Genomic DNA, 14,938 nt, shown 5'->3' with positions numbered 1-14,938 from the left:
ACCTTGGGAAGGGGCTGCATCCAGAGCTGTGGATAACTCGACCGGGCTGTGGACAACTCTGTGCACGGGTGTTCGGCCCGATAGGACCGAACACCCGTGCACAGAGGCGGAACTCGCGTGCTTGAAGGCGGAACTCGCGTGCTTGAAGGCGGAACTCGCGTGATTGGAGGTGTAACTCAAGCCAGGGTGGCCAGGGCGGTGTGGACCAGGGTGCGGACACCGCACAGCAGGGCACGCTCGTCGAGAGTGAACGTCGGGCGGTGGATGTCGGCCATGGGGCCTTCGCCGGGCCAAACGCCGAGGCGCGCGAAGGCGCCTTGGACGTGCTCCAGGTACCACCCGAAGTCCTCGCCGCCGGACGACTGCTCGGTCCCGGCCACGCCGGTCTCGCCCAGCGCGGCTTCGACACCGGCCCGCATCAGCGCGGTCGACTCCGGGTCGGAGACGACCGGCGGGACGCCGCGGCGGTAGTCGAGCGAGAACCCGACACCGGTCGGCGCGAGCAGCGACTCCACCGAAGACGCGACGAGCGGCTCCAGCATCGTCCAGACCTCGTGGTCCGCGGTCCGGAGCGTGCCGCGCAGCACCCCGTCCTGCGGGACGGCGTTGGCCGCCTGCCCGGCGTGCACCGCGCCCCAGACCAGCACCGTCCCGGAACGCGGGTCGACGCGCCGCGACAGGACCGCGGGCAGCGACGTGATCACCGTGCCGAGGGCGTGCACCAGGTCCGCGGTCAGATGCGGCCGCGAGGTGTGCCCGCCCGGCGAGGTGAGCCGCAGCTCGATGAGGTCGGCGGCGGACGTCAACGCGCCCTCGCGCAGGCCGATTTTGCCGACCTCGAGCCGCGGGTCGCAGTGCAGCCCGTAGATCCGCTCGACGCCTTCCATCGCGCCCGCGGCGATCATGTCCAGCGCGCCGCCGGGCATGACCTCCTCGGCGGGCTGGAAGATCAGCCGCACGCGTCCCGGCAGCTCCGGCGCGCCTGCCAGTGCCCGCGCCGCGCCCAGCAGGATCGCGGTGTGCGCGTCGTGCCCGCACATGTGCGCGGCGCCGTCGGTCTTGGAGGCGTACGGGAGCCCGGTGGCCTCGGTCAGCGGCAGGGCGTCCATGTCGGCGCGCAGCGCGACACAGCGGTCGCCGCTTCCGATGTCGCAGACGACGCCGGTGCCCACCGGGAGCACCCATGGCTTGAGCCCGACCGAGCGGAGCAGGGACAGGACCATCTCGGTGGTCGCGAACTCGTGGCGGGAGAGTTCCGGGTGCGCGTGGATGTGACGGCGCCACGCGAGGACGTCGGTGGCGTTCGCGCGAAGCCAGTCGTCGAGCCAGAAAGGGCCACGCCCGGCACCCAGGTCATCCACAGGTGTCATGCTGACGCCGGCCTCGGAGATCAGCGCGGTGGGCGCCTCTTTAGGGGCAACGACGCGACCCTCGGGGTCGCCTGGAATGTCCGGACGTGAATCGAGCACCGTCACGCCGCACCTCCTCCCGCAACACAGTTGCCTTCGTCTACCACCGTACGAGTGGTCACTGAAGACACGCTGGGTGCCGTTCGATCTGTGATACGCATTTGCGATAGATCGTGCACCATGCGGATGACAAGCCGCTCGTCGAGTGATCGAGCCGGAGATGGCCGGTAGTGGATCTGCGTTGAACGGCTTCGAGGAGTTCTGCCCGGGCTAAGCGGAGAGTCCTTCTACTTACCGGTGGCGGTTCAGGACTTCTTCTTCTTGGAACGCGCGCGACGGCCGAGGATGACCAACCCCAGCAGTACCACCGCGATGACGCCCGCGATGATCTTGTTCTTGGTCTCCTGGCTGTTGGCCTTGTCGGTCTCGGCGGGGTCGAGCACCGGTCCCGGCGGCACCTGCGACGGCACCTCGTGCCCCGTCGCTGCCTGCGTGATCACCGGCGAAGCGGCCGGGATCGCCGCGGCGGGCGCGGCCTGCGCGACCGGAGCACAGACGACCAGCCCGGCGGCGATCAGCCCGGCCAGCTGCCCGAGGCGAGACCTTTTCGGCATGACTCCCTTTCGTCGACAGCGTGCGAATCCGATTCTGCACTCTGCCGCGTCCCGTCGTCAGCCGCCACGCGGAGGACCGGAAAACGCCGACAGAATCCGGTGAGCGGCCAGCGTCGGGGTCAGTTCACCGTCCCGGACCGCCCGTTCGACGTCCGGAACGACCGCTCGCACCCCCGGATGCGCGGCGAGCCGCCCGAGCAGCTGTTCGCGGACCATCGACCAGGTCCACTCCACCTGCTGCCGACGTCGCCGCTCGTCCAGTTCGCCGGACGCGGTCAGCACGTCACGGTGACGGCCGATCTCGGCCCACACCTCGTCCAGCCCGACGTCGGTGAGCGCGCTGCACGTCAGCACCGGCGGGGTCCACTCGGCGTCGCGTCCGTAGATCATCCGCAGGGCGCCGGCGAGTTCGCGGGCCGCGCGCTTCGCGTCGCGTTCGTGGTCGCCGTCGGCCTTGTTGACCGCGATGACGTCGGCCAGTTCGAGAACACCTTTCTTGATGCCCTGCAACTGGTCGCCGGTGCGGGCCAGGGTCAGGAACAGGAAGCAGTCGACCATGTTCGCCACGGTCACCTCGGACTGCCCGACGCCGACCGTCTCGACCAGCACGATGTCGTATCCGGCCGCTTCCATCAGCACGATCGTCTCCCGGGTCGCCCGCGCGACCCCGCCGAGAGTCCCCGAAGTCGGCGAAGGGCGGATGAACGCCTTCGGGTCCACCGCGAGCCGTGCCATCCGGGTCTTGTCGCCCAGGATCGAGCCGCCGGTCTTGGTCGACGACGGGTCGACGGCCAGCACGGCGACCTTGTGCCCGGCCTCGGTCAGGTCCGTGCCGAGCTGGTCGATGAAGGTCGACTTGCCGACACCGGGGACGCCGGTGATGCCGACCCGTCGCGCGCCGCCCGCGTGCGGGAGCAGCTCGACCAGCAGCTCCTGCGCCTGCACCCGGTGGTCTTCCCGGTTGGACTCGACGAGCGTGATCGCCCGCGAAAGCAGGCCGCGGTCACCCGCGAGGACGCCCTTGGCCAGCGCCCCGACGTCGATCTTGCGCGGCAAGGTTCAGGACTCCTGGGCGGTCAGCTGTCCGATGAGGTCGATCGCCGCGTCGGCGATGACCGTGCCGGGGCCGAAGATCGCCGCCGCGCCCGCCGCGCGCAGTTCCTCGTAGTCCTGCGGCGGGATGACGCCGCCGACCACGACGATGATGTCCTCGCGGCCCTGTTCGGCGAGTTCGGCGCGCAGCGCGGGGACCAGCGAGAGGTGCCCGGCCGCCAGCGACGAAACGCCGATGACGTGCACGTCCGCCTCGATCGCCTGCCGCGCGACCTCGCCGGGGGTGGAGAACAACGGGCCGACGTCGACGTCGAAACCGATGTCGGCGAAGCCCGTCGCGATCACCTTCTGGCCGCGGTCGTGCCCGTCCTGGCCCATCTTCGCGACCAGGATCCGTGGACGGCGGCCCTCTTCGTGGGCGAAGACCTCGACCAGTTCACGGGCCCTTTCGACGTTCTCGGCCTTGCCGACCTCCTCGCGGTACACACCGGAGATGGTACGAATCTGACCGGAGTGGCGCCCCCAGATCTTCTCCAGCGAGTCGGAGATTTCGCCGACCGTGGCCTTCGCCCTGGCCGCGTCGATGGCCAGCGCGAGCAGGTTGCCGTCGGCCTGGGCGCCGGCCGTGAGCCGCCGGAGCGCGTCCTGTGTCGCGTCCTCGTCCCGCTCTTCGCGCAGCCGCCGCAGTTTCTCCAGCTGTTGCGTGCGGACGCCGGCGTTGTCGACCTTGAGCACGTCGATCTGCTCGTCGTCAGTAACCTTGTACTTGTTGATGCCGATCACCGGCTGGCGACCGGAGTCGATCCGCGCCTGGGTCCGCGCCGCGGCCTCCTCGATGCGCAGCTTCGGGATGCCCGCGTCGATGGCCTTCGCCATCCCACCGGCCTGCTCGACCTCGGTGATGTGGCCCCACGCCTTGCGGGCGAGGTCGTAGGTCAGCTTCTCGACGAACGCGCTGCCGCCCCACGGGTCGATGACGCGTGTCGTGCCGGATTCCTGCTGCAACAGCAACTGCGTGTTCCGCGCGATGCGGGCGGAGAAGTCGGTCGGCAGCGCGAGGGCCTCGTCGAGGGCGTTGGTGTGCAACGACTGCGTGTGCCCCTGGGTCGCCGCCATCGCCTCCACACAGGTGCGGACGACGTTGTTGTAGACGTCCTGCGCGGTCAGCGACCAGCCGGAGGTCTGCGAATGCGTGCGCAGTGACAGGGACTTCGACGATTTCGGCTCGAAGCCCTTCACCAGCTTCGCCCACAGGAGCCGCGCCGCGCGGAGCTTCGCGACCTCCATGAAGAAGTTCATCCCGATCGCCCAGAAGAAGGACAGGCGCGGCGCGAACTTGTCGACGTCCAGCCCGGCCTCGGTGCCCGCGCGGATGTACTCGACACCGTCCGCGAGCGTGTACGCCAGCTCCAGGTCGGCGGTCGCCCCGGCTTCCTGCATGTGATAGCCGGAGATGGAGATCGAGTTGTACTTCGGCATGTTCCGCGAGGTGAAAGAGAAGATGTCCGAAATGATCCGCATCGACGGCTGCGGCGGATAGATGTAGGTGTTGCGGACCATGAACTCCTTGAGGATGTCGTTCTGGATGGTCCCGGCCAGTTTGTCCGGCGTGACACCCTGTTCCTCGGCCGCGACGACGTACAGCGCGAGCACCGGCAGGACGGCGCCGTTCATGGTCATCGAAACGCTCATCTTGTCGAGCGGGATCCCGTCGAAGAGCTGGCGCATGTCGTAGATCGAGTCGATCGCGACGCCCGCCATGCCGACGTCACCGGCGACGCGCGGGTGGTCGGAGTCGTAGCCGCGGTGCGTCGCGAGGTCGAAGGCGACCGAAAGACCCTTCTGCCCGGCGGCGAGGTTGCGGCGGTAGAAGGCGTTCGACTCCTCGGCGGTGGAGAAACCCGCGTACTGCCGGATCGTCCACGGCTGGTTGACGTACATCGTCGGATACGGGCCGCGCAGGTACGGCGCGACACCGGGATACGTGCCAAGGAAGTCCACTCCGGACAGATCGTCGGCGGTGTAGACCGGTTTGACGCCGATGCCTTCCGGCGTCTCCCAGGCGAGCGCGTCAGGCCCCTTGCCGGTGGCGGCGTGCAACGCTTCGGTCCATTGAGGACGGTCGCCCGGGTCGGGGGTGCCGAGGTCGACGCCTGCGAAGTTCGGGATCGTCATCACTGCACTCCGAGCTCGTTCAACGTGCCGGTCAGGACTTCGAGGGCGTCGCAGCCCGTGAAGAGGTAGCCCGAGACGTCCGCGTGATCGCCGGGTTTACCGGCGAGAAGCACTGACGTGGCGCCTGCTTCCTTCAGCGCCTTCGCGACGCTGTCGGCTTCCTCCGCGTAGGAAGTGTTGCTTCCGCAGAGGCAGGCGATCTTCGTTCCGCTGGCCCGGAACTCCGCGACGACGTCTTCGGGGGCGCCCGGGTTCACGGCCTCGATTCCGCCCGCTTGGAAGAGGTTCGCCGCGAAACTCGCCCGTCCGGTGTGCGCCGCGACGGGGCCGAGCGTCGCGAGGAAGACGCGGGGGCGACTGGGGTGCGCGTCCGCGCGGTCCCGCAGGGCTTCGAAGGCCTCGGCGTACCGATGCCGGGGCAGACCACCGTCCGGCAGGTCTTCGACGGGATCACGAACGACCGCTTTCTCCGTGAGGTTGGGAAATTCGCTGACGCCGGTGATCGGATCGCGCCGGGTCGAAAGCCGCTTCGACCGCTTTTCCCAGGTTTCGGCGAGCCGCCCGGCGAGCGCGCCGGACGCAAGCTCGGCCTCGATCCCGCCTGCCGCCTCGATGGCGGTGAACTCACGCCACGCGGCCTTGGCGAGGTCGTCGGTGAGGTTCTCGACGTACCAGGAGCCGCCAGCCGGATCGATGACGCCGGCGAGTTTGGACTCCTCCAGCAGGACGGCGTGCGTGTTGCGCGCGATCCGCGCGGAGAACGCGTCCGGCTGGCCGATCGCGGCGTCGAACGGGAGCACGGTGATCGCGTCCGCGCCGCCGACCCCGGCGCCGAAACAGGCGAGTGTGGTCCGCAGCATGTTCACCCACGGGTCACGCTGGGTCAGCATCGCGGGCGAGGTGACCGCGTGCTGCCGCATACCGGAAGCCTTCCCGCCGGAGACCTCGGTGACGCGAGCCCACAGGCGTCGCGCGGCGCGGAACTTCGCGATCGTGAGGAACTGGTCGGCCGTGGCGGCGAGCCGGAACTCGAGCTGACCGGCCGCGGTGTCGACGTCCAGCCCCGCTTCGGTGAGCGCCCGCAGGTACGCGACGCCCGCCGCGATGGCCGCGCCGAGTTCCTGCGCGTCCGAACCGCCCGCCTCGTGGAACGGCAGGCCGTCGGCGACGATCGTCCGCACCTTCGGGTGACTGGCGGCGACGCGCGCCGCGAGTTCCGCGGCGGGGGCGAGCGGACGCGCCGAACCGGTGCGCGCGGTCAGCCCGATCGGGTCGGCGCCGAGCGTCGCGGTGAACGCGCTCGCCGGGATCTCCCGTTCGGCGAAAAGGGTGAACAACTCGTTCGCGGCGGCTTCGTACTCTTCGCCCGCGTCGAGGGTGACGGGCGCGAGGTCGACGTAGACCTCGTTCAGCGCGTCGGCCAGATCGGCGACGGGGACGCCGGTCGAGCCCACGCGCAGCCAGATCGAGCTGACGCCGCCTTCGAGGTCGGCGAGGATCGCGGTGTTCGTGACCTTGGCGTCGCGGCGCGCGTACCGGGCACGGATGTCCCAGCCCGTCGTCACCGAACCCTCCGGACGGGCGCTTCTCACGAACGGCGGAAGGCCGGGGAAGCCCGTTCCCCCGACCGTGTCCTCGGCGGTGTAGAGCGGCTGGATCTCCAAGCCGTCATACGTCCGGGTGACCAGCTTGCTTTCGGGCAGGCCATCGAACCCTTCGTCGATCGCGCCGCTCTTGCGCAGCACTCCGGCGACGAGTTCCCGCCACTGCTCCCGGCTCGCTTCCGGGAACTCCGCCGCGAGAGCCAGCTCGTCGGGCTCGTCTGGGGTCCGCACTGACTCCGTCTCGGCCACTTCCGTCATAACCAACGATGTTAACGGCCCTTAACAAGACTCACTTGTGACGTGAGTCGCGCCGAGGAGTGGACTCTGGTCGCGCGGCCATCATCCGGACTCCGACGGCGGATGGCCTCTTCGCTCCTCCAGGGCACGGCGCATCGGCCCGTCAGACGGGCATACGACACAATTGGGGCCGTGCCGTCCGACCCCACCGAGTCCAGCGAGAGCCCCGGCGACGAGAAGCGCGTCGTAGCCGGGCGATATCGGTTGCGCTCGGTGATCGGATCGGGGTCGATGGGCACCGTCTGGTCGGCCTACGACGAGTTCCTGCACCGCCCGGTCGCGGTCAAAGAGGTCCGCCTCCCACCCGGCGTCCCGACCGCGCAGGCCGACGAACTCCGCGAACGGACCCTGCGGGAAGCCCGCGCGATCGCCGTCCTGAGTCACCCGAACGTGATCATCCTGCACGACGTCGCACGCGAGAACGACGAACCGTTCGTGGTCATGGAACTGCTGCCTTCCCGTAGCCTGGCGCACATCCTGCGCGACCACGGGCCGCTGACGGTCGAGCAGGCGGCGGCGGTCGGCATCGCGGTGGCGTCCGCCCTCGAAGCCGCGCACGCCGCCGGGATCACCCACCGTGACGTCAAACCGGGGAACGTCCTGGTCGCGGTTGACGGCCGCATCAAGCTCACCGATTTCGGCATCGCCAGGAACGTCTCCGAAGCCACCATGACCCGCACCGGGATGATGCTCGGCTCCCCCGCCTACATCGCGCCCGAAGTCGCCTCCGGCGGCGCCGTCGTCCCCGCGGCGGACCTGTGGGGCCTCGGCGCGACGCTGTTCGCCGCCATCGAGGGCTCGCCGCCCTACGACGCCGACGGCGACCCGCTCGAAACGGTCGGCAAGGTCGTCAACGGCAAGGTTCCCAAACCCGGCCCCGGCCCGCTGTCCGACGTCATCGGCGCGCTCATGAAGAAGGAGCCGTCGAAGCGGATCACCCTGCGCGAGGTGCGGCGGCGCCTGTACCCGTTGCAGGCCAAGACCCTGATCGACCTCTTCCCCGCCGAGTTGTTCCACACGCCCGACGGCAAGAAGACCACCGCGCACCTCGACGCGACCGACACCCAGGTGATCAAGCCGGTCGTCCCCGACAAACCGGGCGAGGGCACGAGTTCCGAACTCGCCGCCGACCCGGGGCCACTGCCGTTCCTGAACCCGCCCGCGGCGGCTCCGGAGCCGCGGTCCCCGGAACTCCGGCCTCCTGCGCATCCGGCCGAACCCGCGCCGATGCCGACGGTCACGCCCGCGGTGCCGCGCCCGCCGAGCCGGTCGGCGGCGGCCACGGTGGCGCTGGCGCTCGCTTCGGTCGTCATCTTCCTGCTGGCCGCCGGTGGCGGATTCGTCCTGGCCAGGGCGGTCGGCGGGCAGGACCTGCGGCCACCGGAAGGGACGCCGCGGGGCGGCGAGATCGGCTCTCAGCCGCCGCCCGAACTGGTCACCCAGCAGGGTGACGCGAGCACGGTGAACGGCGTCAAAGGCGGCCGGTTCAGCATCAGCGTGCCGAAGGACTGGAAAAAGTTCGTCGCCCCGCACGTCACCAGGGGGGTGCCGAGCACGGTGGTCCAGTACGTCTCGCCCGACGGCGGGCAGGTCATCCGGATCGAGCGGCTGACCGGCTTCCTCGCCGAAAATCCGCCACCGGCCTACTTCAGCTGGCTGAAGTCGCAGAGCCCGGAGGTCTCCCTCATCGGGGAACCCGCCCCCGTGCCGGGCCGGGGCGACAACAGCATGCGGTACGTCTACCGGACGACCGAACGCTCCACCGCGGTCAGGGACTCCTCGAACGAGAGCATCACACGCACGACGTTCATGGATCTGTTCAGCGGGGGCGCCGACCTGTGGATCCTCTCGGTGACCTCGCCGATCGAGCAGGAGACGTCGGCGAAGACCACGGTTTTCGAGCCGGTCGCGCAGTCCCTCGTCGTCGACGGCTAGCCGGGGCGCGGTCAGTCGTCGACGGCCAGCCTGCCGAAGTACGCTTTCGATGCCCGCTGCTGCGCCAGCCTCCGCAGTGACGAGAGCAACCTGTCGCTGAGCACGGTTTCCACGACGGCGATCTCGATGATGCGCTCCAGCGACTCGATCCCGGCGAGGCTTTCGAGGTCCAGGTCGGCGGTCCGGTCGGCGATCTCGGCGTAGTCGTCGAGTTTGTCGAAGTACCAGCCGTGCCCGACCTCCCGGATCGCGCAGAGGACGCCGACCAGGGCCTGGATGATCGGATCGTCCTCGCTCTTGCGGGGCCAGCCCCGGCGCTTCGCCAGGCCCCGGACCGTGGCGAGCGCCCAGTCCCGGGCTTCGTCGTCGACGATCTGCTTGGAGATCGTGATGCCCTGCTGCGCGATGCCGAGGACGTGGTGGGGGTCGGCACCCCCGGCGTCGACCGCGGCGAGCACCTCGCCGACCGTCGTGAGCGCGAGGCCGCCGACGTCCATCAGCGCTCTGATCAGCTTGATCCGCTGGACGTGCCCGTCGTCGTACTTCGCCTGATTGGGGCTGGTCCGCTCACCCGGCGGGAGCAGCCCTTCCCGCAGGTAGTACTTGATCGTGGCCACCGGGACCCCGGCTTTTCCGCTCAGCTCCGCCATCCGCACGCGTTGTCACTCCGATCTCGGGACGGTTCCCGGGTCGTCCCTGAAGAGTTCTCAGCATGGATAGCTAAACTTCCCATAACGGGGTGCATGACTATCCATTCTGGGGAGGACCCGTGACCATCTTGACCGATCTCCGGGAGAGAACCCGCACCTGGCATCGCGGTTCGTATCGCTGCGCTCAGGTCTTCACCGTGATCACCGTGCTGTGCGTGCTGGCCATGCTGATCGACCAGCGGACACTGAACGGCGAGCCGCTCTGGGCGAAACCGTTCAAATTCGCCGTCTCCGCCGTGCTGTACTTCTTCACCTGGAGCTGGCTCGTCTCGGTGCTGCCGAAATTCCGGCGGACAGCGAGCTGGCTGGCGAACGTGGTCACCGTGATCTTCGCGGCCGAATACGCGCTGATCGTGTTCCAGGCCGCCCGCGTCCGGGCGAGCCACTTCAACAACGCGACCCCGCTGGACGACACGATCTTCCAGGTCATGGCCGGGATGATCGCCACGCTGTGGACGGTCAACCTCGGCCTGACGATCGTCGTCATGTTCACCCGGCTCCCCGACCGCGCGACGACGTGGGCGGCCAGGATCGGCGCGGTCCTCGGCATGATCGGGATCTCGCTGGCGACGCTGATGAGCAACCCCACCCCGGACCAGCAGGCCTTGCTCGACGCGACCGGCCAGTCCGCGATGATCGGCGCGCATACCGTCGGCCTGCCCGACGGCGGTCCCGGCCTGCCGATCCTCGGCTGGAGCACGGTCGGCGGCGACCTGCGGATCCCGCATTTCGTCGGCCTGCACGGCCTTCAGGCGCTTCCGCTGTTCGCCCTCGCCCTCGGGGTCCTGGCCGCGCGGTACCCGCGACTTCGCGACGACGTCGTCCGGCTGCGGCTCGTCGTGATCGCCGGTGTCGGCTACGCGGGACTTCTCGCCCTGCTCACCTGGCAAGCGCTGCGCGGCCAGTCGATCGTCGACCCCGACGGACCGACCCTGACGGCCCTCGTGCTGCTCATCGCGGGCGTCGCCTTCAGCGGGCTGAACGCGATCGGGCGGCCGTCGGAGGATCGAGAGCTGGAGGGGTCCCTGCGATGAGCGTCGAGACCCTGTTCACCTGGACCTTCCCGCTGGCGACACCGTTGTGGCTGCTGATGATCTTCCTGCCCGGCTGGTCGTGGACCCGCCGGATCATGGCCTCGCCATGGGTGCCGCTGCTGCCGCTGATCCCGTACTTCGCGCTCGCCATCCCTCATCTCGGCGAGCTGTGGACGGCGGTGAGCGAGCCGGAGCTGGACGTCCTCCGCGCGTTCACCGGCTCGCCGTACGGGGCGGCCGCGATCTGGGCCCACCTGATCGCGTTCGACCTGTTCATCGCGCGGTGGATGTACCTCGAATCCCGCGAGCACCGCATCCATCCGCTGGTGACGGGCCCGATCCTGGCGCTCACGATCTTCCTGTCCCCGTTCGGGCTGGTGGCGTTCCTGCTCGTGCGAACCGTCCGGATACGCTCGTCGCATGAGTGAGAACGAGGTCGCGGCGGCCGCCGCCATCGCCGAGCGCACCGGCGTCGAGAAGCACGACATCGCCGTCGTGCTCGGTTCGGGCTGGCGCCCGGCGGCGGACGTCATCGGGGAGCCGGACGCGGAGATCCCGCTGGGTGAGCTGCCCGGATTCGTCGCGCCGGGCGCGGTCGGGCACGGGGGCACCGCCCGGTCGGTCCGCGTCGGCGAGAAACGTGCGCTGATCATGCTCGGCCGCACCCACTTCTACGAGGGCAAGGGCATCGACCCGGTCGTGCACAACGTGCGCACCGCCGCCGCCGCGGGCGCGCGGACGGTGCTGCTGACCAACGCGGCCGGTGGCCTGCGCGAGGGCTTCCGCGTCGGGCAGCCGGTGCTGATCTCCGATCACTTGAACTTGACCGCGCGCTCGCCGATCGTCGGCGCGAACTTCGTCGACCTGACGGACCTCTACTCGAAGCGGCTGCGCGACATCGCACGCGAGATCGACCCCTCGCTGGAAGAGGGTGTCTACGCGGGGCTGACCGGGCCGCATTTCGAGACCCCGGCCGAGATCCACATGCTGCGGACGCTCGGCGCCGACCTCGTCGGCATGTCGACGGTGCTGGAGGCCATCGCCGCCCGCGCCGCCGGGGTCGAGGTGTTCGGGCTTTCGCTGGTGACCAACCTGGCGGCCGGGATGACCGGGGAACCGCTGAACCACGAAGAGGTGCTCGAAGCGGGCCGCCAGTCGGCGACGCGGATGGGCACCCTGCTGAAGGAACTCGTCACCCGCGCCTAGAAGTGCGCAGGACACTACAAGTACGTGAAGGCCCCCTTCCTTGCGCTAGACGCAAGGAAGGGGGCCTTCACGTACTTGTCAGCCCGCGAACTCGGGAAGCCGCCGCGCGACCTCGGCGGGTGACGGCATCGCGGCGACCTCGGCGGCGAGGTTCCGCGCCGCCCCCAGGACCTCGTCGTCGGCGAGCAGCTTTCGCGACTGCTCGAAAATGGCGTCCTCGGTGCTGTCTGCGCCGATCAGCCGCGTGCCCACCCCCGCCGCGACGACGGCTTCGGCGTTCGTGAACTGATCCGCCCCCTGCGGAAGGACCAGCTGCGGCAGACCCGTGCCGAAGGCCCCCAGCGTCGTCCCGCTTCCACCGTGGTGGACCACGAGGTCGACGTGCGGCAGGAGTTCGGCCTGCGGCACCCACGCCTCGACGCGGACGTTCCCCGGGACTTCGCCCAGCTGCGCCGGATCCACCGTCGGCCCCGCGGCGACCACGACGTCCGCCTCGAGCCGCCCCAAGCCGGCGATGGCCCGCTTCAACACGCCTTCGTCACCGAAAGCGGTGCCGAGCGTGAGGTAGATCAGCGGACGGCTCTTGTCGCGCCCCACCACACCGGCCGGGAGATCTCCCGGCTCGGCCCAGCCGACGGGACGCAACGGGATCCGGTTCGCCCCGGCCAGGAAATCGGGCGACTGCACCGATTTCGGGCAGATGTCGACAACCGGATCGCCGAAGGAAGGCAGGTCCACGCCTTCGAAACCGACCTCCGCCGCGTATTCCGCGAGGCGGCTGGTGATGATGTCGATGACCTCGCCCGGCGAGAACCGGCCGAAACCGTGGCCGATCGCGGGGATCCCGGCGAGCCGGGCGGCGATGGCGCCGCCCGCGTTGCCGCTCTCGTAGACGACCAGATCCGGCCGGTGCCGTTCGAACAACGGCGTCAGGTCGGCGAAGAACCGCCGCGGCAGGACGTTTCCGAACACCTCCCCGATCACGGGATAGAACGACTCCGGCGAAGCGTTGGGGTCGCGGGGCGGGGCATCGGGACCGAAGGCCGAGGCGAACGCGTCGTGCATGCCGAAGCCGGCGCTTTCCGAAGCCAAGCCCGCCTTTTCGACGACCGGCCGCATGTCGTCACCGGTGGCGAACAGGACGTCGTGCCCGGCGTCGCGCGCGGCGACGGCGAGCGGTAGTAGGGGATAGAGATGACCATGACTGACCAGAGAAGTGAAGATCAATCGCACCTTCTCCAAGGTACCCGTAGGCTGGCTCGGTGACGACTTCCTTGACCCCGGAGCTCCGGGATCGGGCGTTCCGCTGGATCGCCGACGACCCGGACGACGATTCCCGTGTCGAGCTCCAGAACATCCTCGCCCGAGCGATGGGCGGCGAAGCCGGTGCGGCCGACGAGCTCGCGGACCGGATGGCGGGTCCGCTCGAGTTCGGCACCGCCGGACTGCGCGGCCCGGTACGCGCGGGCCCCAACGGGATGAACGTCGCGGTCGTCACCCGCACGACGGCCGGAGTCGCGGCCTGGCTTGCCGCGCAAGGACATCCGGGCGGCGTCGTGGTGGTCGACCGCGACGCGCGACGCGGATCGGAAGCCTTCGCCAAGGCCGCCGCCGAGGTGCTGTCGGCCGCCGGATTCGCGGTGAAGGTGCTGCCGGGGCCGCTGCCGACGCCGGTGCTCGCGTTCGCCGTGCTGGAACTCGGCGCCGTCGCGGGCATCCAGATCACCGCGTCGCACAATCCCCCCGCCGACAACGGTTACAAGCTTTACGACGCGACCGGCGGCCAGATCGTCCCGCCTTCGGACGGCCAGATCGAGCGCGCCATCGAAGCCGCTCTCCCGGCCGTCAGCGTCCCGCGCGAGCCGGGCGCCGAGGTACTGGGCGACGAACTCCTGGACGCCTATCTCGCCAAGGTCGCCCTTCTGCCACGCGGCCCGGAACGCGGGGTCAAGGTCGCCGCGACGGCGTTGCACGGCGTCGGCGCGGAGACCCTGCGCGCCGCTTTCGCCCGCGCCGGTTTCACCGAGCCGAGTTTGGTGGCCGAGCAGTCCGCGCCGGACCCCGGCTTCCCGACGGTCGCCTTCCCGAACCCGGAGGAACCGGGCGCGACGGACCTTTTGCTCGCGCTGGCGTCCGAAGTGGACGCCGATCTGGCGATCGCGCTCGACCCCGACGCCGACCGGTGCGCGCTGGGCGTGCGTGAACGGGACGGTTCATGGCGGATGCTGCGGGGCGACGAAACCGGCGTCCTGCTCGGCTGGCATGTTCTGTCCACTGTAGACACTGTGGATCCGCTCGTGGCGACCACGATCGTGTCGTCGTCGATGCTGGGCGAAGTCGCGAAGGAATTCGGAGCGCGCTACGCGGAGACGTTGACCGGGTTCAAATGGCTGGTCCGCGCGGGCGACGGCCTCGTGTTCGCCTACGAAGAGGCGCTCGGCCTCTGCGTGAATCCCGATTTCGTACGGGACAAGGACGGTATCTCCGCCGCCGTGTTCGCCGCGGGGCTGACCGCTTCCCTGCGCGCGGCGGGCCGCGGGCCGCTGGACGTCCTCGACGAACTGGCCGTGAAGCACGGCGTGCACGTGACGGACCAGGTCTCGCTGCGGGTCACCGACCTGTCGGTGCGGGAGAAGCTGATGGCCGGTCTGCGCGCCGCTCCCCCGGCGTCGCTGGGCGGCACCGACGTCACGATGGAGGATCTCCTGCCCGACGCCGACGTCCTCCGGCTGACCGGCGAGGGTCTGCGCGTGGTGATCAGGCCCTCCGGAACCGAGCCGAAGCTGAAGGCGTACCTGCAGGTGAAACAGCCGGTTTCCGGAGATCTCGCCGAGGCGCGCACCGCCGCCGGCACGCGGCTGGCCGCGCTCCGGGCCGACATCGAGTCCCGTCTGGCTTGAC

12 protein-coding genes are annotated in these 14,938 nt (G+C 69.7%); 5 read left to right on the top strand and 7 right to left on the bottom strand.

What is annotated here, in order from left to right; genetic code table 11:
- Window positions 1–176: 176 nt before the first annotated feature.
- From BS329_RS22350 to BS329_RS22330, 5 genes are all read right to left on the bottom strand, one after another.
- Window positions 177–1,475, bottom strand: coding sequence for an amidohydrolase (locus BS329_RS22350; protein WP_076163184.1), 1,299 nt, complete (start codon window positions 1,473–1,475; stop codon window positions 177–179).
- Between the two features lie 239 nt (window positions 1,476–1,714).
- Entirely contained in the window at window positions 1,715–2,023 is a 309-nt protein-coding gene (locus tag BS329_RS22345) for a hypothetical protein (protein ID WP_076163183.1), read from the bottom strand.
- 57 nt (window positions 2,024–2,080) lie between these two features.
- A complete protein-coding gene (gene meaB, locus BS329_RS22340; protein WP_076163182.1) occupies window positions 2,081–3,079 on the bottom strand; it encodes a methylmalonyl Co-A mutase-associated GTPase MeaB in 999 nt (332 codons plus the stop codon).
- A 3-nt stretch (window positions 3,080–3,082) separates the two neighbouring features.
- On the bottom strand, window positions 3,083–5,251 hold the full coding sequence (gene scpA / locus BS329_RS22335) for a methylmalonyl-CoA mutase (RefSeq protein ID WP_076163432.1): 2,169 nt from the start codon (window positions 5,249–5,251) through the stop codon (window positions 3,083–3,085).
- Window positions 5,251–7,113, bottom strand: a complete 1,863-nt coding sequence (locus BS329_RS22330) for a methylmalonyl-CoA mutase family protein (RefSeq protein WP_076163181.1) — start codon at window positions 7,111–7,113, stop codon at window positions 5,251–5,253. The genes scpA and BS329_RS22330 overlap by 1 nt, the downstream gene beginning before the upstream one ends.
- Before the next feature lie 171 nt (window positions 7,114–7,284).
- Between BS329_RS22330 and BS329_RS22325 the strand changes: the two genes are divergently transcribed.
- On the top strand, window positions 7,285–9,087 hold the full coding sequence (locus tag BS329_RS22325; RefSeq protein ID WP_076163180.1) for a serine/threonine-protein kinase: 1,803 nt from the start codon (window positions 7,285–7,287) through the stop codon (window positions 9,085–9,087).
- Between the two features lie 11 nt (window positions 9,088–9,098).
- Here BS329_RS22325 and BS329_RS22320 read toward each other — a convergent pair whose 3' ends face one another.
- Complete coding sequence (locus BS329_RS22320) at window positions 9,099–9,737, bottom strand: MerR family transcriptional regulator (RefSeq protein WP_076163179.1); 639 nt, start codon at window positions 9,735–9,737, stop codon at window positions 9,099–9,101.
- Between the two features lie 119 nt (window positions 9,738–9,856).
- Here BS329_RS22320 and BS329_RS22315 point away from each other — a divergent pair, with 119 nt between their 5' ends.
- The 3 genes from BS329_RS22315 to BS329_RS22305 are packed head-to-tail and all read left to right on the top strand — an operon-like array spanning window position 9,857 to window position 12,037.
- The gene (locus BS329_RS22315) at window positions 9,857–10,831 is read left to right on the top strand and encodes a hypothetical protein (protein WP_076163178.1); all 975 of its coding nucleotides are present in this window, start codon (window positions 9,857–9,859) and stop codon (window positions 10,829–10,831) included.
- A complete protein-coding gene (locus BS329_RS22310; RefSeq protein ID WP_076163177.1) occupies window positions 10,828–11,259 on the top strand; it encodes an ABA4-like family protein in 432 nt (143 codons plus the stop codon). Before BS329_RS22315 ends, BS329_RS22310 begins: the two co-directional genes overlap by 4 nt.
- Window positions 11,252–12,037, top strand: a complete 786-nt coding sequence (locus BS329_RS22305; protein WP_076163176.1) for a purine-nucleoside phosphorylase — start codon at window positions 11,252–11,254, stop codon at window positions 12,035–12,037. The genes BS329_RS22310 and BS329_RS22305 overlap by 8 nt, the downstream gene beginning before the upstream one ends.
- A 78-nt stretch (window positions 12,038–12,115) precedes the next feature.
- Here BS329_RS22305 and BS329_RS22300 read toward each other — a convergent pair whose 3' ends face one another.
- Window positions 12,116–13,270, bottom strand: a complete 1,155-nt coding sequence (locus BS329_RS22300; RefSeq protein ID WP_076163431.1) for a glycosyltransferase — start codon at window positions 13,268–13,270, stop codon at window positions 12,116–12,118.
- A 29-nt stretch (window positions 13,271–13,299) separates the two neighbouring features.
- Between BS329_RS22300 and BS329_RS22295 the strand changes: the two genes are divergently transcribed.
- Window positions 13,300–14,937, top strand: coding sequence for a phospho-sugar mutase (locus BS329_RS22295; RefSeq protein ID WP_076163175.1), 1,638 nt, complete (start codon window positions 13,300–13,302; stop codon window positions 14,935–14,937).
- Window position 14,938: the final 1 nt, after the last annotated feature.

Origin of the sequence: Amycolatopsis coloradensis (genome assembly GCF_001953865.1) — a bacterium.
Taxonomy (GTDB): Bacteria; Actinomycetota; Actinomycetes; order Mycobacteriales; family Pseudonocardiaceae; genus Amycolatopsis; species Amycolatopsis coloradensis.
The sequence above is the reverse complement of the archived record's forward strand: the minus strand, read 5'-3'. Positions and strand labels throughout refer to the sequence as shown.

Excerpts from the sequence above, each read along its gene's own strand:
- BS329_RS22345 (WP_076163183.1), bottom strand. The coding sequence starts at position 2,023 with ATGCCGAAAAGGTCTCGCCTCGGGCAGCTGGCCGGGCTGATCGCCGCC.
- scpA (WP_076163432.1), bottom strand. The coding sequence starts at position 5,251 with ATGACGATCCCGAACTTCGCAGGCGTCGACCTCGGCACCCCCGACCCG.
- BS329_RS22330 (WP_076163181.1), bottom strand. The coding sequence starts at position 7,113 with ATGACGGAAGTGGCCGAGACGGAGTCAGTGCGGACCCCAGACGAGCCC.
- BS329_RS22320 (WP_076163179.1), bottom strand. The coding sequence starts at position 9,737 with ATGGCGGAGCTGAGCGGAAAAGCCGGGGTCCCGGTGGCCACGATCAAG.
- BS329_RS22310 (WP_076163177.1), top strand. The coding sequence starts at position 10,828 with ATGAGCGTCGAGACCCTGTTCACCTGGACCTTCCCGCTGGCGACACCG.
- BS329_RS22305 (WP_076163176.1), top strand. The coding sequence starts at position 11,252 with ATGAGTGAGAACGAGGTCGCGGCGGCCGCCGCCATCGCCGAGCGCACC.